The organism is Mycobacterium neumannii, from assembly GCF_002245615.1.
In the GTDB taxonomy this organism is placed as follows: domain Bacteria; phylum Actinomycetota; class Actinomycetes; order Mycobacteriales; family Mycobacteriaceae; genus Mycobacterium; species Mycobacterium neumannii_A.
The window spans coordinates 50,328-73,319 of the sequence record NZ_NKCO01000022.1 but is presented as its reverse complement, the minus strand read 5'-3'; the positions used below and the strand labels follow the sequence as shown (position 1 = coordinate 73,319).

Below are 22,992 nucleotides of genomic sequence, written 5' to 3'. Positions count from 1 at the left end.
GACCGGGCACCTACGGGATACCCGGGATTTCGGCCGCACTCTCCTGTCGGACGCCGGCGTCCGCGGCCTGAGACCGGCTAGGCGTCTATCCGGGCGAACTGACGCTGCTGATACTGGTCGACACAGGTTGCGCGCCGGACCTTGCCGCTCGTGGTGATGGGGATCGATCCCGGTGACACCAGAACAAGATCGGCGACGTTCAGGCCGTGTGCGTTGGATATCGCCGAGGTGACTTCGCGCTTGACCTCAGCCAGGGTCTCGGCAGCCTCCTGATCGGAGCCACGCTTCCTAGCCTCGATGATGACGACCAGCTTCTCGACCGAACGGTCCGGCACCGCGATCGCCGCGCACCGCCCCCGCGTGATCTCCTGCACCGTGGCCTCGATGTCATCAGGCGAATGATTACGCCCGTACACGATCAACAGATCCTTGATACGGCCGATGACAAACAACTCGTCATCGAACAAAAAGCCCTGATCCCCAGTCCGCAACCACGGCCCCTCCGGCGTACCCTCCGACGGAGCGACAAGCCTGCCCCCGAACGTGGCTTCGGTCTCCTCCGGCTTCTGCCAATACCCCAGCGCCACGTTGTCCCCGTACACCCAGATCTCGCCAGTCACCCCCGCCGGGCACTCGGTCATCGTGTCGGGATCCACGATCCGAACCGTCGGCGAGTGCGGCACCCCGTAACTGACCAACGGTGTGCCGCCCCTGTTTTCGCAGCGCTCCGCCTTGCCGGCAGTCAGCTTGTCGGCGTCGAAACGCACAACCTTGGGCACCTGGTTCGGCCGGCCGGTCGCCACATACACCGTCGCTTCCGCCAACCCGTATCCGGGACGTAACACTGTCTCGGCGAGGTTGTAGGGAGCGAACCGCTTGGTGAAGCGCTCGATGGTGGCGGGATTGATGCGCTCGCTACCGCTACCTATTCCACGCAGCTGACCGAGGTCGAGTCCGGCCATGTCCTCGTCGGACGTCTTCTTCGCGGCGATTTCAAACGCGAAGTTCGGCGCCGACGAGAATGCGTGCTTGTTGCTCGCCAACAATTGCATCCACCGCGCCGGCCGCTGCAAGAACGCCACCGGGCTCATGAGCACAGCGTGGAGGCCGGCCAGGACAGGAACGAAGATTCCGACCATCAAGCCCATGTCGTGATAGAACGGCAGCCACGACACGATAGTGGTGTCGGGTGGAGGCACGTTTCCGTCGTCGGCGAACAGATCCGACATCAGCTGCCGGTAATTCACCAGAAGGTTCCTGTTCGACACCATGACGCCCGCCGGCGTACGGGTCGACCCGGACGTGTACTGCAGAAACGCGATGTCGGGACCGTCCTCGCACCCGGCATCGGATCCCGGCGGTGCATCGAGATCCAGCGAATCAACAGCGATCACCACAGGAGCCCCGCCGCTTTGCGACTGTACGGCCTGCGTGACGCTGTCCACGACTGCAGACGTCGTGAGAACTACTGCCGGCGAGGAGTCGTGCAGCACCGAATCGACGCGCTCATCGGTGACGCCACCCATCGGGACGGAGAGCGGAACGGCGATGAGTCCGGCTTGCAGTGCGCCGTAGAAGGCGACGATGTAGTCAAGCCCCTGTGGCGCCGAGATCACCGCCCGATCGCCGGGCGACGCGCAGCGTTCGAGCGCATTGGCGACGTTCGTCGTTCGCCGGTACAGCTGGGACCAGGTCAGGCTTTCGGGGACACCGTTCCAGTCCCGGTCATAGTCGATGAACGTGAACGCTGTGTCGTTGGGTTGGAAACCGGCGCGCTCCCGGATCATCGCGGCGGGGGAAGCATCATTCACGCGGATTCACACCCTCCGGAGCGAAATTCGGTAGAGGTTTGCGTGTTCGAGCCGGAACTGCCTGATCGATGCCTCGAGATATCTCTCGTAGACCGACACCTTTTCCGGACCGACAATTTCTACCGCCTCCGTCCAATTGCTCCGTAGCCTCTCGAGCCATGCTGAGCAGGTCAATGCGTAGTGCTCCCGATGATTCTGCACCGATCTGATCTCGAATAGCTTCTCGGCGGCGTGTGCTATCTCTGCCAGCCTTGGCGGATCCGACTCCGGGAATATGTGCTCGGCTATGAATAGGCAATCTTCCAGCCCTTGTTGGTCCATTGCGACGTTACCTTTGCCAATTGTCTGCAGAGCCAGACCCGCGCCGGGATGAAGGATTTCATGACACTTCTCGAAGAATCGCCGATATGCATCTACTCTGTCTGATCTCTTCCGGCCGAACTTGACGAAGTGCTCCATCGCGCCTATCGAAACGGCGGCGTCATAGCGTTCCTCGGGAACGAAATCCGCCCAGTCTTGGATGAGCACTTGAAATCGGGAATCGCCCAGCCCCTCGACGTGTTTGGCCTGCGCCTCGCTCAACGTCAGTCCGGTGACTTGCTGAACGCCATGTTCGGCGACCATTCGTTGCATGACCGAACCCCACCCGCATCCGATGTCCAGTACGCGGCTGCACCCCGTCGCCCCGGCCTCGGTCACGAGGTAATCGATCTTCCGTCTCTGCGCCTCCGCGAGATCATCACTCTCGCCATCCCACAATGCGCATGAATAAGTCATCGACTCATCGAGCCACAGTGAGTAGAACTTGTTACTCACGTCGTAGTGGTGCTGAATCGACTCGGGCGATGCACCGCGCTCGCTCAGTGTTTCCATTTCCTCCCCTTCAATCGAAAAGCTTCCTATGCGTCTATGCGTGCGAACTGACCCTGCCGATAATGTTCGACACAGGTTGCGCGCCGGACCTTGCCGCTCGTGGTGATCGGGATCGAACCCGGCGACACCAGAACAAGATCAGCGACGCCAAGGCCATGCGACTGAGATATCGCCGAGGTGACTTCACGCCTGACCTCAGCCAGGGTCTCGGCAGCCTCCTGATCGGAGCCACGCTTCCTGGCCTCGATGATGACGACCAGCTTCTCGACCGAACGGTCCGGCACCGCGATCGCCGCGCACCGCCCCCGCGTGATCTCCTGCACCGTGGCCTCGATGTCATCAGGCGAATGATTACGCCCGTACACGATCAACAGATCCTTGATACGGCCGATGACAAACAACTCGTCATCGAACAAAAAGCCCTGATCCCCAGTCCGCAACCACGGCCCCTCCGGCGTACCCTCCGACGGAGCGACAAGCCTGCCCCCGAACGTGGCTTCGGTCTCCTCCGGCTTCTGCCAATACCCCAGCGCCACGTTGTCCCCGTACACCCAGATCTCGCCAGTCACCCCCGCCGGGCACTCGGTCATCGTGTCGGGATCCACGATCCGAACCGTCGGCGAGTGCGGCACCCCATAACCGACCAACGGTGTGCCACCCCCGTTCTGGCAGCGCTCCGCCTTTCCGGCAGTCAGCTTGTCGGCGTCGAAACGCACAACCTTCGGTTCCTGACCGGGCCGGTCGGTCGCCACATACACCGTCGCTTCCGCCATGCCGTACGACGGTCGTATCACCGCCGAGCGGAGATTGCAGCGGGCGAACCGAGTGGTGAAGCGCTCGAGCGTCGCCGGGTGCACCCGTTCGCTACCGGTCGCAATGACGAGCACGTCCGAAAGATCAAGGCCGGCCATGTCCTCGTCGGACGTCTTCTTCGCAGCGATTTCAAACGCAAAGTTGGGCGCGGCCGAATATGCCTTGCTGTTGCTTGCCAGCAGTTGCATCCACCTAGCCGGCCGCTGCAAGAACGCCACCGGGCTGGTGAGTACGGCGTGAAGTCCCGTCAGAACGGGCCCGCAGACGCCGAGGTATAAACCCATGTCGTGATAGAACGGCAGCCACGAGACAAGCGTGGTCTCCGGCGGGGGGACACCACCGGAGGCGGCGAAGTAGTCGGCCGACACCTGACCGAAATTGGCCAGAACGTTCCTGTGCGACATCATGACGCCGGCCGGAGTACGGGTCGACCCGGACGTGTATTGCAGGTACGCGATGTCGGGTCCGTCCTCACACGCGGCATCAGAATCCGGCGGCGCGTCGAGGTCGAGCGAATCAACCGCGACGACTTCGGGCGCACATGCTTCCGAGTGAGAGTTGACGTAATCGGCCACGGGGCCGGCGACACGAGATGACGTGAAAACGACTGTCGGCGACGCGTCCCGCAACACCGAATCAACGCGCTCGTCGCTGACGCCCCCCAGTGGAACGGAAAGCGGGACCGCGATCCGGCCCGCCTGCAAAGCGCCGTAGAACGCGACGATGTACTCGAGGCCCTGCGGTGCCAGTATCACGGCGCGGTCGCCGGTCGACCCGTGACGGACAAGCTCCCGTGCAACATTGGTCGTCCGCCGGTAAAGCTGCGACCACGTCAGCGTTTCGGCCGCGCCGTCCCAGTCCTGCTCGTAGTCGATGAACGTGAGTGCCCGGTCATTCGGCTGCAGGCTGGCGCGCTCGCGCAGCACCGTCAAGAGGGAGGTCCCCGTCACCAGCCAGAGGTTACCGTCGCCGTCGCCAGTGCAGGCCGAAAGTGAGAGATTCGGTAGCCGACAAACCCATCACGGTAGAAAGTCCTGCGTGGACAGATCTGACGACCTGCCGTTTTGCTCCTGGAAGACGTGTAGGTGCCGCCGGAACTGGTGATGACCGCGTTTGCCGAACACCGCACTGCGGGGAGGGTACAGCGACGCACTCACACCGTGCGAGCCAATCGTTCCGCGAGCAGCGCCGCGAACTTCGCCGGATCGTCGGGAATGTCACCTTCCGCGAGAAGTGCTGTGCCGTAGAGCAATTCAGCTGTCTCCGCTAACGCGGACTCGTCAGCGCTGTTCTTCTGTGCCTGCTGCAGGCCGTTGACGAGCGGATGTCGTGGGTTGAGTTCGAGGATCCGTTTGGTGACTGGCATTGTCTGTCCAGATGCCCGGTACATGCGCGCCAGCGCCGGTGTGATGCCGAAGGTGGGGGTTATCAAGCAGGCCGGCGACTCGGTCAGTCGCTTGGACAAGCGTACTTCTGCGACATGGTCACTGAGGACTTCCTTCAACCAGGCCAGTAGATCGGCGAAGTCCTTCTGCTGCTCCTCGCGCTCGGCCTCGCTCCTTTCCTCCTCCGTTTCAAGGTCGACTTCGCCCCTTGCCACCGACTGGAGCTGTTTGCCTTCGAACTCGGGCACCGATCCCACCCAGATTTCATCAACTGGATCGGTGAGCAGCAGCACCTCGTAGCCCTTGGCTCGGAAGGCCTCGAGATGTGGCGACTTCAGAAGCTGCTCGCGTGACTGTCCTGTGGCATAGAAAATCTGCTCCTGACCCTCTTTCATGCGTTCGACATACTCGGCGAGAGTGGTCGGCTCCTCGTCACTGTGAGTCGAGGCGAACGACGAGATGCGCAGGAGGGTGTCCCTGTTGTCGAAGTCGGACATCAGGCCCTCCTTGAGGGCTGAGCCGAATTGGGTCCAGAACGTGCGGTAGTCCTCCGGACGCTCGGATTGCAGATCCTGGATCGTCGACAAAACCTTCTTGGTCAGCCGACGGCGGATCGCGGTGACCTGTCGATCCTGCTGCAGGATTTCGCGAGAGACGTTGAGGGACATGTCCTGTGCATCCACGACGCCCTTGACGAATCTCAGGTAGCGGGGCATCAGTTCATCGCAGTCACCCATGATGAACACACGCCTGACATAGAGCTGTATCCCCACCTTGGCGTCTCGCGAGAACAGATCGAACGGGGCCTGCGACGGGATGAACAGAAGTGCCTGGTACTCGAAGGTGCCCTCGGCCTTCATCGCAATCACCTCGAGCGGGTCGTCCCAGGCGTGAGCGATGTGCTTGTAGAACTCCCTGTACTCCTCAGCGGAGACCTCATCCTTGGACTTGGCCCACACCGCCTTCATCGAGTTGAGCGTCTGAGTCTCGATCGTGACGGCTTCCTCACCCCCTTCCTCGGCTGGGGGAGTTCGCCGCTCGACCTGCATACGGATGGGCCAGGAGATGAAGTCGGAGTACTTCTTGACGAGTTCTTTGATCTTGAACTCGGAGGTGTAGTCGTGCAGCTGGTCCTCGACGTCTTCGGGCTTGAGGTGCAGCGTCACTGACGTGCCCTGCGGGGCGTGTTCGACTGTCTCGATGGAGTAGGTGGACTCACCGGTCGATACCCATCGGGTGGCCTGACTTTCGCCGGCCTTCCTGGTGAGCAGCTCAACCTTATCGGCCACCATGAACGTCGAGTAGAAGCCGATACCGAACTGACCGATCAGTTCCTCAGAGGCGGCGGCGTTCTTGGCCTCTCTCAACTGCTGCCGCAGTTGAGCGGTACCGGACTTCGCCAGCGTGCCAATGAGGTCGACAACCTCGTCGTGCGTCATACCGATGCCGTTGTCACGGACGGTCAGGATGCGAGCGTCGTTGTCCACATCGATCTCAATGTGCAGATCGGATGCGTCGACATCGAGGTCCTTATTGCGCAGCGTCTCCAGGCGCATCTTGTCCAGCGCGTCGGACGCATTCGAGATCAACTCTCGCAGGAAGGAGTCCTTGTTGGAGTACACCGAGTGAATCAGCAACTCAAGAAGTTGGCGCGCCTCCGCTTGGAACTCCAACTGTTCGACGTGTGCAGTCATGTGCTTCCGTTCGACAACAGACGTTTAATACCGGCAAAGATGATAGCGAGCCGGTCGATGGCCGGCAGGAAGGGCTCGACTTTGTCCACCTCCGTTCGGCATGGCGACTTGACGACCGCTAGCAACGTCCACCCGGCCGCTCGAAGGGACCGAAACCGACGTGAGCAGAACCCGGCGCTCGCTATGAAGCACGCCTAATCGTCGTTCCGATGCCGGCTTGTGCCGCTTTACGGATCGATTGTTCCGATTTCGAGACAACAGCCCCTGTGTGAACCTAGCGTTGTCGTTTGTGACCGCCTGCCGAGGCAAACCACTGCCACCGAGGAAGCACGCGACGGCGCCGCCGTCGGTGTCCCGCTGACCTCTCGAGTGCACGGTGTGGGGCCGTGCGGCGGCCGAGGCCACAGCAACCATTTCTACGCGGAGGGGAAATGACGTCATTCAAGTCTGTGGATGATTCACAGTCGGGCTCTATGGCAGCCGCGACGCCATCCACAACGGGCACCACGCCTGTCACCCCAGTTGCCGTTATCGGCATGGCATGCCGGCTTCCGGGGGGCATCGACTCTCCAGAACAGCTGTGGGAGGCCTTACTTCGGGGCGAAGACCTGATCATCGAGATCCCGCCGGACCGCTGGGACGCCGAGGAGTATTACGATCCCGAGCCGGGTGTGCCCGGTCGGTCGGTGTCGAAGTGGGGCGCGTTCCTCGACGAGTACGGCGGTTTCGACGCTGACTTCTTCGGCATCAGCGAACGGGAAGCCACCGCGGTGGACCCTCAGCATCGCCTCTTGCTGGAAACTTCCTGGGAGGCAGTGGAACACGCTGGTTACAGCCCTGCGCGGTTGGCAGGTTCGCAGACTGGCGTTTACGTCGGTCTGACGCACGGCGACTACATTCTGCTCGCGGCGGATGCCCATGCCCTGGAGGGGCCATACGGATTCTTGGGCAACAACTACAGCATGGCGTCGGGCCGAATCGCGTACGCCATGGACCTGCACGGTCCGGCCATAACGGTGGACACTGCGTGTTCGTCCGGCCTCGTCACTGTGCATATGGCCTGTCGCAGCCTGCATGACGGCGAATGCGACGTCGCACTCGCCGGCGGTGCCACGCTGTTGCTTGATCCGCGGAAGTCGTCTGCGGGATCGGCCGGCGGCATGCTGTCCCCCACCGGGCATTGCCATGCGTTCGACGTAGAGGCGGACGGGTTCGCGTCCGGCGAGGGTGCCGTCATGGTGCTTCTGAAGCGTTTGCCCGACGCGCTGCGCGATGGTGACCGAATCTTGGCCGTCGTGCGCGGTACGGCTCTGAATAACGACGGCCGCACGGTGAACATCACCACACCGTCGCAGCCCCTGCAGGTCAAGGCCTACCAAGCCGCATTGGCGGCGGCCGGTGTGGACCCGAGCACCGTCGGCATGGTCGAGGCACACGGAACGGGAACCCCGACCGGCGATCCCATCGAATTCGGCAGCCTGTCAGAGGTTTACGGACTCGAAGGGCCGTGTGCGCTCGCAGCGTCGAAGACGAACTTCGGGCATACCCAATCGGCCTCGGGAACTTTGGGACTGGTGAAGGCGGTCCTCGCCGTTCAGCACGGAGTGGTGCCACAGAACCTGCACTTCACCCAGCTGCCCGACGAACTCGCCCGTGTCGAGAGCAATCTCTTTGTGCCCAAGGAGAACACGCCCTGGCCGACCAACGGTGCGGCACCCCGGCGGGCTGCAGTTTCAGCCTACGGGTTCTCGGGAACCAATGCCCACGCCATCGTGGAGCAGGCTCCCGGCACTTCCGCGGTCGATCCGCAACGCAACGGAAGCGGTGACGCGGCGACTGAGCAACCGCAACTGTTCACGCTGTCATCGACCTCAGCCGACGAACTGCGCCGAACCGCCGCACGGCTGGCCGACTGGGTTCAGACGCATGAGGACGTGACCCTGGCGGACCTGGGCTACACGTTGGCGCGCCGGCGTGCACACCGCCCGGTGCGCACCGGCGTCATCGCGAGCAACCGACCGGAGTTGATCGAGGCTCTGCACGAGGTAGCCGCCGGTGATACACCGTACGAGGCAGCAGTCGGACGCGATGACCGTGGTCCTGTATGGGTGTTCTCGGGCCACGGATCGCAATGGGCGGGAATGGGTGCCGACCTGCTGGCCAACGAGCCAGTGTTCGCTGCCACCATCGCCGCTGCCGAACCGCTGATCGCGCAGGAATCCGGCTTCTCGGTGACCGAGGCGATGACCGCCCCTGAGATGGTGTCCGGCGTCGACCGCGTCCAGCCCACGCTGTTCGCGATGCAGGTCGCATTCGCAGAAACCATGAAGTCCTACGGTGTGCGCCCGGGCGCGGTGATCGGACACTCCCTGGGCGAGACCGCCGCAGCGGTGGTCGCCGGTGCGCTGTCGCTCGAGGACGGCGTCCGCGTCATTTGCCGCCGCTCGCGGCTAATGGCCCGCATCGCCGGTTCCGGGGCGATGGGATCGGTGGTACTGCCGGCGCAGCAAGTGCTTTCCGAACTGACCGCCCGAGGGATCGACGACGTCGTTATCGCGGTGGTCGCCTCACCGGAGTCCACTGTGATCGGCGGGGCTCCCGAGCGCGTACGGGAACTGCTCGCTGAGTGGGAGCAGCGCGACGTGATGGCCCGCGAAGTCAAGATCGACCTGGCATCGCACACTCCCCAAGTCGAACCCATACTCGGCGACTTGTCCGAGGCACTGGGCGAGTTGTCCCCTGGCACACCGGAAGTCCCGTTTTATTCAACGAGTTTGTTCGACCCGCGCGACGTGCCGGTGTGCGATGCCCGCTACTGGGTGAACAATCTGCGGCGCACGGTGCGGTTCGCCGCGGCGGTGCAGGCCGCTATGGAGGACGGCTACCGGGTCTTCGCCGAACTGGCACCCCACCCCCTGCTCACACACCCGCTGGAGCAGAACGCCCGCAGCCTCGACGTGCCGATGGCTGCCTTGGCGAGCATGCGTCGCGAACAAGAGCTGCCGCACGGACTGCGCGGTTTCTTGGCAGACCTGCATGCCGCAGGTGCCGCGGTCGACTTCTCCGTGCTCTATCCGCATGGACGGTTGATCGATGCGCCCCTGCCGACATGGACACATCGCCAACTCCGTCTGAGCAAGGACGGTCAGGCAAGCTCCCCGACGCACGGCGCTCGCACCATTTCGGTTCATCCCTTGCTGGGTTCCCATGTGCGCTTGCAGGAGGAGCCCGAGCGCCACGTCTGGCAGGGCGAGGTCGGCACCACGGTCCATCCCTGGCTGGGCGATCACCAGATTCGCAATGTGGCTGTGCTCCCCGGAGCTGCTTACTGCGAGATGGCGCTGGCGGCCGCGCATGCCGTTCTTGGCGAGGCGTCCGAGATCCGCGACATCCGCTTCGAACAGGCACTGCTTCTCGACGAGCAGACCACCGTCGGCGCCTCGGCATCGCTGTCGTCGCCGGGCAATTTCGAATTCTCCGTGGAGACCAGTCAAGGAGGCGAGCAGACGCGACAAGCTACCGCGATCCTTCAGGCCGCCGAGCTCGAGCAGCCTCCTGCGCATGACGCGTCTGCGCTGCTCGCGGCGCATCCGCACCGCGAAGATGGAGACGCGGTGCGCGCACGCATGGATCAGCGGGGTGTCCAGTACGGTCCGGCGTTCGCCGGTCTCGGCGCCGTACACACCGGCGAGTCCGCGACCATGCTCGCCGAGGTCGCACTTCCCCGCCAGATCCGATCGCAGCAGGGCGCTTACGGCGTGCACCCGGCGCTGCTCGATGCTTGTTTCCAATCTGTCGAGGCTCACCCCGACGTCCAGGCGTTGGGTGAAGGCATGCTCGGGCTCCCGCTCGGTATACGTCGCCTGCGCTCGTACACCGCTGCGCGCGACGCGCACTACTGCTTGACGCGCGTGACCAGAGTCGACGTCTCCGGAGTGGAGGCCGACATCGACGTGCTCGATGAGCACGGCACCATCATGATCTCTGTCGAGGGCCTGCAGTTGGGCACCGGAGCAGACGAGAAGGGCAACAAAGCACGGATACTGGCCGACCGGCTGCTGACGATCGAATGGCAACCGCGAACACTGCCAGAGGTTGAGTACGCCGAGGCCGGGAATTGGCTGCTGGTCAGCACAACCAACACAGACCAAGTTGCTACAAATTTGGCCGATATCCTGAAGACGCATGGTGCGCAATGCACTGCCATGTGTTGGCCGCGGAATGCGGACCACACCTCGAGCGCCGAAGAGCTCAGAAGTCAGCTGCGTGGCGGATCGTTCACGGGCGTAGTGGTTTTCACGGGCTCCGAGAACGGCGGCGCCGAGAATGAGCTTCCGCGTTTGAGTCGCGAGTATGTGGAGCATCTCGTCCGCATCACCCGCGAACTCCCGGACCTGTCTGGCGAGCCGCCGCGTCTGTACGTTGTGACCCGAGACGCCCAGGCTGTGGGGACCGGGGACCGGCCCAACCTCGAACTAGGCGGGCTTCGAGGGCTCGTGCGAGTGATCGGCACAGAGCATCCGCACCTGCGAGCCACTCAGATCGACGTGGACGCCAGCATCAAGCCTGACCAGTTGGCGCAGCAATTGCTCTCTGAGATCGAAGAAGACGAAACAGCTTGGCGGAACGGTCAATGGTACGTGGCGCGTTTATACCCCGCTCCGTTGCGCCCAGAGGACCGGAAGACCTCCGTCGTCAATCATGAGCAAGACGGGATGCGGTTGAAGATCCGTACACCAGGGGACCTAGAGTCCGCTGAACTCGTTGCTTGCCAGCGGGTTTCGCCTGGGCACGGAGAAATCGAGGTCGCGGTCACCGCGTCGAGTATCAACTTCGCCGACGTGCTGGTCGCATTTGGCCGCTACCCGTCGTTCGAGGGTCGGCTTCCAGAGCCCGGAACCGACTTCGCCGGGGTGGTGACCGCCGTAGGACCCGACGTCACGACTCACAAGGTCGGCGATCACGTTGCCGGCCTCTCCCCTAACGGTTGTTGGGCGACATTCATCACCTGCGACGCCAACCTCGCGGTCACTCTGCCCACCGGGTTGACCGACGCTGACGCCGCCGCGGTGACCACGGCGACCGCAACCGCCTGGTACGGCCTGCATGATTTGGCCCGCATCAAGAGTGAAGACAAGGTGCTGATCCACTCCGCTACCGGCGGGGTCGGCCAGGCCGCAATCGCGATCGCCCGCGCGGCAGGCGCCGAGATCTTCGCCACGGCAGGCAGTGAGCAGCGTCGGCAGCGGTTGCGCGACATGGGTATTAAGCATGTTTACGACTCCCGCAGCACCGAGTTCGCCGATCAGATCCGCAGCGATACCGAGGGCTATGGGGTCGACATCGTGCTCAACTCGGTCATCGGGGCCGCCCAAAGGGCAGGCGTCGAATTGCTGGCATTCGGTGGACGATTCGTGGAGATCGGCAAACGTGACATCTACGGTGACACCAAGCTGGGGTTGTTCCCGTTCCGACGCAACCTGACGTTCCATGCCCTCGACCTGGCGCTCCTGTCGTTCAGCCATCCTGACCGGCTGCGGGACCTGTTGAACACGGTGTACAAGCTCACCGTCGACGGCGTGCTTCCGATCCCGGAGAGCACCCACTATCCGTTGGCCGACGCCGCCACCGCAATTCGGGTGATGAGCGCCGCGCAGCACACCGGCAAGCTCATCCTCGACATTCCGCGGGCGGGAAGCAGCAACGTGGTGTTGCCGCCGGAGCAGGCTCAGGCCTTCCGCGATGACGGCTCCTACATCATCACAGGCGGTCTGGGCGGTCTTGGGTTGTTCCTGGCCGAGAAGATGGCCGCCGGCGGCTGCGGGCGCATCGTGCTCACCTCGCGTTCGCAACCCAACCGGAAGACACTGGAAACCATCGAGCTCATCCGTTCGATCGGTGCCGACGTCGTGGTGGAGTGCGGGGATATCACCCGACCCGAAACGGCAGAACGCGTAGTGGCAACAGCTATTTCGACCGGGCTGCCGGTGCGCGGGGTGCTGCATGCCGCCGCCGTCATCGAGGACGCCACGCTGACGAACATCACCGAGGAGCTCATCGAACGGGACTGGGCGCCAAAGGTATACGGCGCGTGGAATCTGCACGCGGCGACCGCGGATCAACCGTTGGACTGGTTCTGCTCGTTCTCGTCGGCAGCCGCGCTGGTGGGCTCGCCGGGCCAGGGCGCGTACGCCGCGGCCAACAGCTGGCTCGATGCGTTCACCCATTGGCGACATGTACAAGGTCTTCCGGCCACGGCGATTGCATGGGGCGCCTGGGGAGAAATCGGTGCGGCCACCGCACTGGCGGAGGGCACGGGCGTTGCCATCACACCCGACGAAGGGGCGTACGCGTTCGAGGCGATGCTGCGTCACGACCGCGCCTACACCGGCTACGCGCCCATCATGGGGACCCCGTGGTTGACCGCGTTCGCGCAGCACAGCCCGTTCGCCGAGGCGTTCCGCAACACCGGACAAGGCACCGCGGGCTCAAGCAAGTTCCGTGCAGAACTCGACGAGCTCCCCGTTGAGGAGTGGCCCGCCCTGCTGCGGCGCTTGATCTCCGATCAGGTCAGCTTGATCCTGCGGCGCAACGTCGACCCAGACCGTCCGCTTGCCGAGTACGGCATGGACTCGCTGGGGGCCCTCGAACTGCGCACGCGGATCGAGACCGAAACGGGGCTTCGCATCACGTCGACGAATATGACGACGACCATTCGCGATTTGGCGACCATGCTGTCCGAGAAGCTGACGCCCGCGGAACCCAAAGAGGTCAAAGTGTCGGCTTGATCCGATCTCGGTTGCTTGCTTCGGAGCGTTGCGACGGAGGTGATGTCGGCTCCTGTGTGGGAAAACATCGATCGGAGAGATTGCGCTCGGGAACGAGGGTCAACTCGGCCGTGGGTCGTTAGCCTCTGCGGGTGATGGGCGATCCGCTTACTTTCCGCCGGATAGTTCAGTCGCTCGATGGCGCTTGCCATCGCCGAAGAAGCAGGACATTGTCCAATCATCGGCGACGGTGCGTCGCCGTGGTCGAACAGAGATTTCAAACCTCGGAATCTCTGCAAACGCCGGATTCAAAGGGTCGAAAGCGGCGTCGGCTCTGCTCCTATCGGTCCGCCGTTCCCTAGAACCTGGTCTTCACAGGTTGGACGTCGGTCGGCTTCAGCCCGACCGGCTCAGTCATCAGACGTGCCGCCTGACGCCAGCCTGTCGCGCAGACTCTTCGGACGGATATCAGGCCAGTTCTGCTCGATATAGTCCAGGCAGGCAGCCCGATCCGCTTCACCGAAAACGACACGCCAACCCGGCGGCACATCGGCGAAAGTCGGCCAAAGACTGTGCTGCTCCTCATCGTTGACCAAGACGAAAAAGCTGCCGTTCTCGTCGTCGAAAGGATTGACGCTCATAGTTCTCCCAGTCAATATAGATCGATATCAGTAAAACCGTCCCAAAGCATACTCACCACTGAGCCGACCGAGTTCACACCCGTATAGGTGGCATTCTTGCCGACACAATCCGCGGCCGAATTGAGGTGAACATAGCCAACCTCGTGGTCGAGAGATTACGGTTCGTCTTCTTGGCGGTCGCTGTCATGGCGGACGCTCAACTGGGCGCAAGCGCGCGGTCGGCAAGCAATCCCATTACCGGTGCCAAGAACCGCGAATAAGCAGCTGTGACGTGGGTCTGGTCGGAGTACACGAGGGTGTCGCCAACGATGACAGGGCAGCGGTCAGCGGTGCAGAACAAGTCCGTGACGTCGACATAGTGGCCTCCGCCAGCTCTGGTGGCGGCAGATTCACCGGCGATGCCGACTTCGTTCACCGCGCTCGACCGAGGAGCCGAGCAGGCCGTCGCATCATCGAGATGGCCGGACAGGCAGATCGACACCATCGAGTGCGGGTTCGGGATGGGGCCGAGCACCAGAACCTCCGCACCCGTACTACTACGAAGCTGCCGCACGAGGCGAGTCATGCTCTCCATCCACTCCGGAGCATATGAGGTGAACCCGGGTTCCCAACCCAGTCCAGAACCGCCGTAACCCCGCCAGATGCTCAATATCACGAGCCTTGGATGCTTGGCGCTCAACTGGTCAATGACCTCGCCGCGCCATTGCGTGCAATTGGCGTATAGCATCTGACGGACGGGTCCAGTGATCGGCAACTCCATCGGTGGGCAGCCCTGTGTGCTCAGAGTCTCGAGCCGCCAACCCTTCTGCGAAGCAACCTCATCGAACGCTGGACTCCACATCGTCGCGTTCGAATCGCCAACCAGGGCAACCGTTGTCGTGGAGGCGGTGTCGCCGGCCGCGCAGTCCGGCTGTCCGACTTGGAAGAATGTGCGCAAGCAGCCGCTACGGATCATGCCTTGAGCCTCGTCTACCGCGTCGGCAAGCGGCGGATTGAGGTTCGACGGAACGGCTTTCAGGTCGGCAGTTGCAGCCACTTCGGCCTGAACTCTCGCGAACGTCTCATCTACCGCCGCGTCGTACGCTTGTCTGTTCTGGCCGGCGGGAGGAAACGCCACAGTATCGGTCAGGGGTGCGGCTGGTGAACCGCGGCCAACCGGCGAAGGCACCGACACCATCACGGCCACGCAGACCGTCACCGCGGCCGCGGTGGCGACACCGCCGAGCGCGAGGCTTTTAGCGGGAGATCTGCGCATGGGAGCGGCAAACCGCAACGGATTCTCAATCAGATGCAGTGTGAGCACCGCCAGCCCGCCGGAGACCAGCACCGCTGTCAGCCGGCCTGCCAGCCCGAGTGGATGACCCATGAGGAGCGGAGCGAACAGCAACACAGGCCAATGCCAGAGGTACCAGGAGTAAGACACTCTGCCGATCGCTTGCATCGGCGACCACGCCAGGAATCGACCGCATCCCTGAGAGGGCACGGAGCAGCCAGCACCGATCACCAAGGCCGTGCCCAGCGTCGGCAACAGCGCGGCGACACCAGGATAGGGAGTGTTCTTACTGAGCAGGGTGCACGCCAGCAGGATCATGGCGAGCCCGCCCCATCCAGCGATGGCCGCGAACTTCCTTGGTAGTCGGCGCCATTGACTGACCGTAAGCGCTACTAATCCGCCCACTGCAAGTTGCCATGCACGCGTGAACAGCGAAAAAAATGCCACCGACGGCAGCAGGAACGTGGTCGTCGCCGCCAACGCAAGCGACGCTGCCGCGACAAGGACGAGGACGACCAGAAACGGTTTCGTCGACGCCTTGGCGGGACCCTTCAGGCGTCGCCGTGCACGCCGCATGACCCAGGCCGTACCTACGATTAGAGCCGGCCACACAAAATAGAATTGCTCCTCGACGCCCAACGACCAGTAATGCTCGTACGGCGTCAGGAGGTTGGGGTCGAAGTAGTTCTGCAATTGCAGGATGAACCAAAAGTTGCTGACGTAGAGTGCGCTCGCGATGCCGTCGAGCATGACGCCCTGGACCTGCAAGGGTGGAAGCAAAAAGGCCGATGCAATCGCGGTGACAATACCTACCGCGGCCGAGGCTGGTAGTAGTCGGCGGGCGCGCGCTCCGTAGAAACGGCGTAGCCGGACCTTGCCGCTGGAACTCACCTCGCGCCACAACAGCCCGGTGATGAGGAAGCCCGAGATGACGAAGAACACGTCCACGCCCACGAAGCCACCACCTACACCGGGCACCGCAGCGTGGAAGAGGACAACGGCCAACACTGCGACAGCACGCAAACCCTCGACGTCTTGGCGAAACCCTGCCTTTACGGGCCGCCGCCTCAGCAGCCCTCCTTCAGGATCAACGGCTACGGCGTCATACGAGGTCACGCCACCGCGCCGATTTGAAGCTTCCATCACGTCATGCATCTTCACATACATGGCGTGGTCAAACTGGCAAACTTTAGCGGCAGGTGTCAACCACTACTGAAACGCGCACCCTAGGTTAGGCCGAGGGGGAAAACGTACGGACTCGAATCTGATCTTGGTCTCGCAATGGCAGCAACCCGTCACACCTTGCGCCTGCGACGACCGCTAACGGATTACCCGAACCAGAACCGCTCCTGCTGCTGCTGAACCGGTGGGATATCCGACCGGCGCCCCAACTCCCCTTGCAGTAGCTGCTTCGGCCGGCTTCGAAGTTCGCTGTAGCGTACGGTAACGTGCGCACGTCGAGGAGGGCCTGTGAAACTCACTTCCAGAAGGTTGGCGATTAAGTTTGCTGAATCCGTGGCGCTCGGGTTGCTCCTCTTTCTGGCAGCAGGCACGTTCGACTACTGGGAAGCGTGGATCTTCCTGGCGGTATTCAACCTTGCGGGATGGATTCCGAGCATCTACTTGTTGAGGACGAACCCCGATGCGTTCGAGCGTCGTATGCGTGGGGCGACCGCAGAGACCCGAGTAGTTCAAAAGGTTCTCATCGTCGGCTGGTTGTCGTCCGTGCCCGCAGCGTTCCTGGTCAGCGGCTTTGACCATCGCTTTGGTTGGTCCCATGTACCAACTGCGGTCTGTGTGGTCGGCAACGTCCTCGTAGCCGGTGGACTGATTTTGGTGACAGTGGTCGTGATCCAGAACAGCTACGCGGCAGCGAACGTCCAAGTGGAGGGAGACCAGAAGATCGTCTCTACCGGTCTGTACGGGATGGTGCGGCACCCGATGTACACCGGCAGCATGATCATGTTGGTTGGTACACCCCTCGCGCTCGGGTCTTACTGGGGACTCCTGGCCGTCGTCCTCGCGGGGATATCACTCGGTGTTCGGATCCAGGACGAGGAGAAGCTGCTGCAGCAGGAACTGGATGGATACCTCGACTACACACAGAAAGTCCGCTACCGCCTGGTTCCCTGTGTCTGGTGAAGTCACGACATCGATAGTCTGAATGAATCTCCGATCAGGACTCGAGCAAACTTTCGCGGTAGGGCGGTGGTTCAGTTTGCTCTCCGTCCCGCGTCACTTTCAGTTAACCTGCTTCGAACGGGCTCGGGGGCACCGCTCGCAACTATGCAGCGGTGAAAGGTTTTGGAGACCCCAGGCGATGTAACGCGTGCTCTTCGCATCGCGTTGCCAATTCATAGATCGATGGCTGGGGGGCCAGGTTGAGCGAGAACATCACCATCGGTGAGCGCGTGAAAGCGACTAAATGGCTGATCTCGTACTGGTCGCGGCAGCCGAGAGAAGCAGCTAGGGGGTGGGTACGCGCGTGGCTCCAAAGCAACAGAAGCCACTCAGGACAAGGCACGACACCTGGCGACGCGGCCGCACTCGATGAGCGCAGCTCGGAGCTGCAGTCGCTGCGTCACCGCTACGCCGCGATGCAAGACATCATCGGCACATCAACCGTCTGGCGTCCCGGGTTCGTCAGGCAAGAGGATTTACTGTACTTCCGCGGCGACAACTGCTATGTCTTCCAGAACCAGGCCAACAACACACCGGAGAAGTACGTTCTGACGTATTTCTTTCTCAGGACCATTGACTGGTTAGGGTTGCTTGATCTATTCACCGAAGACGGCGACTTCGGCGTATTCACCTATCCCACAGGCGATTTCGACAACGACGGAAACAAGCGGGTCGTCAGCCGTGACCTGTTGGATTCGGTCAATGAGTTGTTGTGGCTCGAGCGCACGTTGAAGGTCTCAAGCCTGCCCGGATTGAAGGTGCTCGACATCGGTGCCGGCTATGGCCGTCTCGCCTACCGGGCAGTCACCGCCTTGAGCAACATAGACACGTACTACTGCATCGACGCCGTTCCCGAGTCGACGTTCATCTGCTCCTATTACCTGTCCAAGAAGGGCGCGGAACGCGCATGCGTCGTCCCCTTCGATGAGCAAGAAAAATATCTGACCCCAGGGACCATCAAGTTGGCGATCAATATCCACAGCTTTTCCGAGTGCGCCATCGAAGCCATCGAGTACTGGATCGGACGGTGTGCAGAGCTCGAAATCGAGTACCTGTTCATCGTTCCCAACGACAGCGCGGGCGAAGAAACCATCCATCTTGTCAATGGTTTTGATTACACACCGATACTCGCCCAACACGGCTACCACTTGCACACCGTTGAGCCGAAGTACAGCAACCCGGAGTTGCAGAAGTTCGGCGTTTCACCCGCCTGGTACTACCTGTTCCGCGCAACTGAAGGCTGAAGTCATCCGCGTCTCCGCGGGTGACCATCTATTCCGGTGTGCCGGACATATCCGCAAGCTGCTTTCGCAGGCTTCTTACCGATGGAGCATTGAACAGGCTGGTAACCGGCAACTGAATGCTAAGGGCTGCGTTGATGCCCGCGATCAGCCGCATCGCGGAAAGCGAATCTCCGCCCATGTCGAAGAATGACTCGTCGATGCCCACGCGGTCCGCACCCAGCACTTCCGCGAAAACGTCCGACAGAAGCCGCTCGACCGGGTTGGTCGGCAGCGAGTCGTTTGCTAGGGCGTCGGAGTATTCCGGTGTCGATGTACCAGTAGACATCGGCTGAGCGTGGCCGCGGCGGTCGCGCTCACCCGCACGGATCAGGTCAATCGACGAGAGGCGCCGTGCCGGATCGGCGATCATCGCCAGCAATATCCCTTGCAACCGCTCGATCATCGCATCGATGCTGGCCAAGTCGAAGATGTCAGTGCGGAATTGGACGTGAAGCCCCAATTCGCGCCCTGGTTGAGCCTGCACCGCAAGGGGGTAATGGTAGTAGTCACGGGCCCTCAACTCCGTGATGGCGAAGTCATGGCCGCTCGACAACGTCGCGCTGTCCATGGGGTAGTTCTCGTACACGAAGACCGTGTCGAACAACTTCTCGTGGCCCGCGAGGCGATGAATATCCGACAGCCCGAGGTGCTGATGCTCAAAGGTGTTGTTATGGGTTCGCTGCAGCTGCTTTAGCAAGTCGGTGGTAGTGGTAGCCGGCGTGAGATGCGCGCGCACCGGCACCGTATTGATCAGAAGTCCCGCCATCGTCTCCGCGCCCGTCAACTCGGCGGGCCGCCCGGAAACCACGGCGCCCAACGCGACGTCCTGATTGCCTGTCACGGAGCTCAAGAGCAGGGCCCACGCAGCCTGCAGCACGGTGCTGAGGGTGGTGTGGTGTGAGCGGGCCAGCTCGCCAAGGGCTTTCGTAGTTTGTTCCGGCACCCGGAACTCTGCGATTGTGCGCGGCCCTACCCCCAACCGGTCCGGGGGAGCCACCAGTGTTGGGGTGTCAAAACCGGCCAACGCCTGAGTCCACGCCGCGCGCGCGGCCTGCAAGTCTCGCTCGGCCAGCCAGGTGATGAATCTGCGGTACGGCGTGGGTTCTGGCAGTCGCTGACCGTAGTAGATGGCAATGATTTCGTGCAGCAGAATCGGCATCGACCAACCGTCGAGCACTATGTGGTGATTGGTCAGCACCAACCGGTGGCTTTCTGCGGCGGTGCGGATCAATGCCATCCGGAAGGGCGGCTGATCCGCCAAGTCGCAGACGGCGGCGCGCTCCGCAGCGCATAAGCGCTGGATCTGCTCACCGACGTCGACCGCACCCTCGCTTAGATCGACATAGCGCCACGGGACCGTCGGGTCAGCGGAGATCACCTGGACCGGCTCGCCGGACCGGGCGAAAAAGCGGGCTACCACGTTGGGATGGCGGGCGACCACGGTTTGCACCGCGTCACGCAATCGCAGCGACTCCAGCGGCCCGGTGATGGTGATATCCAGTTGCACCGCATACACATCGTCGCCGTCACGCTGCGCAGCACTGGCGTGGAAGAGCAACCCCTGCTGCAGCGGAGTCAACGGCAAGACGTCGGCGACCGCATAGCGCTGGCACAGCTCGTCGAGCTCGGGCTGGTTCAGCCGAGCAGGCGCGATGTCGGACGGTGTCAGTCCGCCGCCGCCAGCGCGCACATGCGCGCAAATGCCCGCTAGCGCCTCAAACCACAACCTGCTAAGTCTGCCGACCTGACCGGCGTCCAGCGCCGACGGGGCCCACGTCCAGTCCGCGTGTAATTGGGGCCCGGCATCCGTGTCGGCGGTGGCGGCGTTGAGCTCCACGGTGTGCGCCAAGGGCAGAGGTATCGCCCCAACCGCGCCAGTCGACGCCAATCCCTCGGGATCGATCTGCCACATATCGTCTGAGGTGTCGCCGGCCGACGCACCCAACCGGCCCAGGTAATTGAACCCGAGCACCGGGTCTGACCCGGTCAGATTGACGTCCGGGTTTAGATGGCGAAGCAGACCATAGGTCACACCGTCGGGTAGGGCACGCAGCTGCTCTTTGGCGCCCTTGACCATTCCCCCCAACGCCGCCTCACCGGCGATGACGTCGTCCCAGTCCAACTCGTCCACGGCCAATGCGACCGGGTAAAGCGCCGTGAACCAGCCAACGGTGCGTGACAGGTCCACATCGGCCGAGAGTTCCTCAGCGCGGCCATGGCTCTCCACGTCGATGACGACCGTTGCATTACCGGGACGGGAGAACTCCGCTGCCGCCAGCCCGAACGCGATCAACAAGATGTCCTGGATTCCGGCACGGAAGGCCGCCGGGACCTCACCCAACAGCATCTTGGTGGTCTCGACATCGAGTGACACCGACAAGCGTCCGGCGGACGCGTAGGTATCCAGCGCCGGTTGCACCGTCGGCAGCGCGGCGGGGGTCGCGGTCACTTGCCGCCACGCGTCGGTTTGAGCAACCACCTCAGGCGCACGGGCAAGCTCGGCCAGCAGCGCCGACCACCGGGCAAATGATGTCCCACCCTCCGGAAGGATGATCGGCTGCCCTGCGCGGTGCTGGGCCCAGGCAATGTTGAGGTCTTCCAACAAGATTCGCCACGACACCCCGTCAACTGCCAGATGATGAATGATCAGCACCAACTGACCGGTACGGGCGACCCACAGCGCACTGAGCATCTGCCCGGCCGCCGGGTTCAACTGCGACCGTGCCGACACCAACGCCGACTCGGACAATTCGTCCGCGGTTTTCAGGTGGTCTCGCGCATCCACTGCCGCAGGCTCGGGAACCGTGAGCGCCCAGCCACCTGCACCATCGTCGTCGACCCGCAGCCGCAACATCGCGTGTCGATCCAGGAGGGCCTGCAAGACCGCCACCACGTCAGCCTCGCCGAGTCCGACGGGGGCTTGCACCACCATGGTTTGGTTGAACTCATCGACAGGACCATCCATGCCCTGCAGCCATCGCATGATCGGGGTTGCCACCACCGGACCGACACCCGCATCGAGGGCCCCCGCGGTCTCACCCTCGATGACCCGGGCCGCGCGGGCCAGGCGTGCCACCGTCTGCTCAGCGAACACGTCCCGTGGGCGGCACAGCAGACCCGCCGCCCGAGCGCGGGCCACGACCTGCATCGACAAGATGCTGTCCCCGCCGAGTTCGAAGAACGAGTCATCGACCCCGACCCGTTCCAATCCCAACACCTGGGCGTAGATCCCGGCCAGAACTTCTTCGACTGCGCTCTCCGGCGCGCGATAGCGATCGGCTTCGGTGTATTCAGGCGCCGGCAGCGCGCGGGTGTCGAGCTTCCCGTTGACTGTCAACGGAAACGCGTCGAGAACGACGACGGCGGCCGGCACCATATAACGCGGCAACTGCTCGGCCAAGGTCGCTCGGACATCGTTCGGATTCACCACCCCGCCCGCCGACTCGGTTACATAGCCCACCAGACGCTTGCCGCCGGGACGATCCTCACGGGCGATCACCACCGCCTGATCTACTCCGCCACATCCGGCCAGCACCGCTTGGACTTCGCCAAGCTCGATGCGATACCCGCGGATCTTGACCTGCTCATCGACACGGCCCACATATCGCAACTGTCCATCCGGGCCCCAGGACACCAGATCCCCGGTGCGATACATGCGTACCCCCGGATTCCCGTACGGACACGCCACAAACCGCGATGCGGTCAACGCAGCCCGGCCGAGGTACCCGCACGCCAGACCCTCGCCAGCCACATACAACTCACCGACGACCCCGACCGGCACCTCTCGCAACCAGCCATCGAGCACGAACAACGCCGCCCCCGGTACCGGCGCACCGATCGGCGGCGCCCCCTGCCCCGCCCTCAGCGGCGCGCTGAGCATCACTACCATCGTCGTCTCGGTCGGCCCGAAAGCGTTGATCATCACCCGCCCCGGCGCCCACCGATCCACCAACTCCGGCGGACACGCCTCACCGGCGACCACCAACGCCGTGGACTCCAACCCCTCGACTGCGAGCATCCCCGCCGCCGATGGTGTCTGGGTCAGCACATTGACCTGTTCGGCGACAAGCACCGAGTGCAGGTCCTCCGCCGAGCGGGTCACCGTGTCGGGCACCACCACCACCTTGCCGCCGTTCAGCAGCGGACCCCACGTCTCCCACACCGAAGTGTCGAACCCATAGGAATGACACTGCGTCCACACCCCGGTCACCGGCAGGTAGCGGCCCAACTGCAGCAGCAGCTGGGTGACGTTGTGATGAGTGGTGACCACA

At 62.9% G+C, this 22,992-nt stretch carries 10 protein-coding genes (1 of these 10 cut by a window edge); 3 read left to right on the top strand and 7 right to left on the bottom strand.

The annotated features are described in order from the left end of the window. Positions 1-77: 77 nt before the first annotated feature. The 4 genes from CEX88_RS20980 to htpG all read right to left on the bottom strand — a co-directional run bounded on the left by CEX88_RS20980 (position 78) and on the right by htpG (position 6,576). A complete protein-coding gene (locus tag CEX88_RS20980; RefSeq protein WP_420799237.1) occupies positions 78-1,811 on the bottom strand; it encodes an AMP-binding protein in 1,734 nt (577 codons plus the stop codon). A gap of 6 nt (positions 1,812-1,817) precedes the next feature. After that, complete coding sequence (locus CEX88_RS20975; protein ID WP_094294955.1) at positions 1,818-2,684, bottom strand: SAM-dependent methyltransferase; 867 nt, start codon at positions 2,682-2,684, stop codon at positions 1,818-1,820. A 26-nt stretch (positions 2,685-2,710) separates the two neighbouring features. Next, positions 2,711-4,447, bottom strand: coding sequence for an AMP-binding protein (locus CEX88_RS20970; protein WP_094294954.1), 1,737 nt, complete (start codon positions 4,445-4,447; stop codon positions 2,711-2,713). 203 nt (positions 4,448-4,650) lie between these two features. Then, positions 4,651-6,576 (bottom strand): molecular chaperone HtpG, encoded by a 1,926-nt coding sequence (gene htpG, locus CEX88_RS20965; RefSeq protein ID WP_094294953.1) that lies wholly within the window; start codon positions 6,574-6,576, stop codon positions 4,651-4,653. A 473-nt stretch (positions 6,577-7,049) separates the two neighbouring features. On the opposite strand from htpG, the gene pks2 reads away from it, so the two are divergent. After that, positions 7,050-13,364: a sulfolipid-1 biosynthesis phthioceranic/hydroxyphthioceranic acid synthase gene (gene pks2 / locus CEX88_RS20960; protein WP_238382140.1), complete on the top strand. Its 6,315-nt coding sequence runs from the start codon at positions 7,050-7,052 to the stop codon at positions 13,362-13,364. 389 nt (positions 13,365-13,753) lie between these two features. Here the strand turns inward: pks2 and CEX88_RS20955 are convergent, their stop codons facing one another. Beyond that, the gene (locus CEX88_RS20955; RefSeq protein ID WP_094294951.1) at positions 13,754-13,984 is read right to left on the bottom strand and encodes an MbtH family protein; all 231 of its coding nucleotides are present in this window, start codon (positions 13,982-13,984) and stop codon (positions 13,754-13,756) included. A gap of 196 nt (positions 13,985-14,180) precedes the next feature. Continuing rightward, a complete protein-coding gene (locus CEX88_RS20950) occupies positions 14,181-16,424 on the bottom strand; it encodes an acyltransferase family protein (RefSeq protein ID WP_238382139.1) in 2,244 nt (747 codons plus the stop codon). A 303-nt stretch (positions 16,425-16,727) separates the two neighbouring features. Between CEX88_RS20950 and CEX88_RS20945 the strand changes: the two genes are divergently transcribed. Then, the gene (locus CEX88_RS20945; RefSeq protein WP_202931597.1) at positions 16,728-17,399 is read left to right on the top strand and encodes a methyltransferase family protein; all 672 of its coding nucleotides are present in this window, start codon (positions 16,728-16,730) and stop codon (positions 17,397-17,399) included. 239 nt (positions 17,400-17,638) lie between these two features. Further along, positions 17,639-18,682: a class I SAM-dependent methyltransferase gene (locus tag CEX88_RS20940; protein ID WP_094294950.1), complete on the top strand. Its 1,044-nt coding sequence runs from the start codon at positions 17,639-17,641 to the stop codon at positions 18,680-18,682. Positions 18,683-18,710: 28 nt separating this feature from the next. Here the strand turns inward: CEX88_RS20940 and CEX88_RS20935 are convergent, their stop codons facing one another. After that, positions 18,711-22,992, bottom strand: partial view of a non-ribosomal peptide synthetase gene (locus CEX88_RS20935; protein WP_094294949.1) — the final stretch only. Its footprint extends 15,812 nt past the window's final position; the window shows 4,282 of its 20,094 coding nt (coding positions 15,813-20,094); its start codon lies off the right edge, out of view; it ends in the stop codon at positions 18,711-18,713.

Bases quoted from the DNA above. Each gene is read 5' to 3' on its own strand.
- CEX88_RS20975 (WP_094294955.1), bottom strand. From the start codon at position 2,684: ATGGAAACACTGAGCGAGCGCGGTGCATCGCCCGAGTCGATTCAGCAC.
- htpG (WP_094294953.1), bottom strand. From the start codon at position 6,576: ATGACTGCACACGTCGAACAGTTGGAGTTCCAAGCGGAGGCGCGCCAA.
- pks2 (WP_238382140.1), top strand. From the start codon at position 7,050: ATGGCAGCCGCGACGCCATCCACAACGGGCACCACGCCTGTCACCCCA.
- CEX88_RS20955 (WP_094294951.1), bottom strand. From the start codon at position 13,984: ATGAGCGTCAATCCTTTCGACGACGAGAACGGCAGCTTTTTCGTCTTG.
- CEX88_RS20950 (WP_238382139.1), bottom strand. From the start codon at position 16,424: ATGTATGTGAAGATGCATGACGTGATGGAAGCTTCAAATCGGCGCGGT.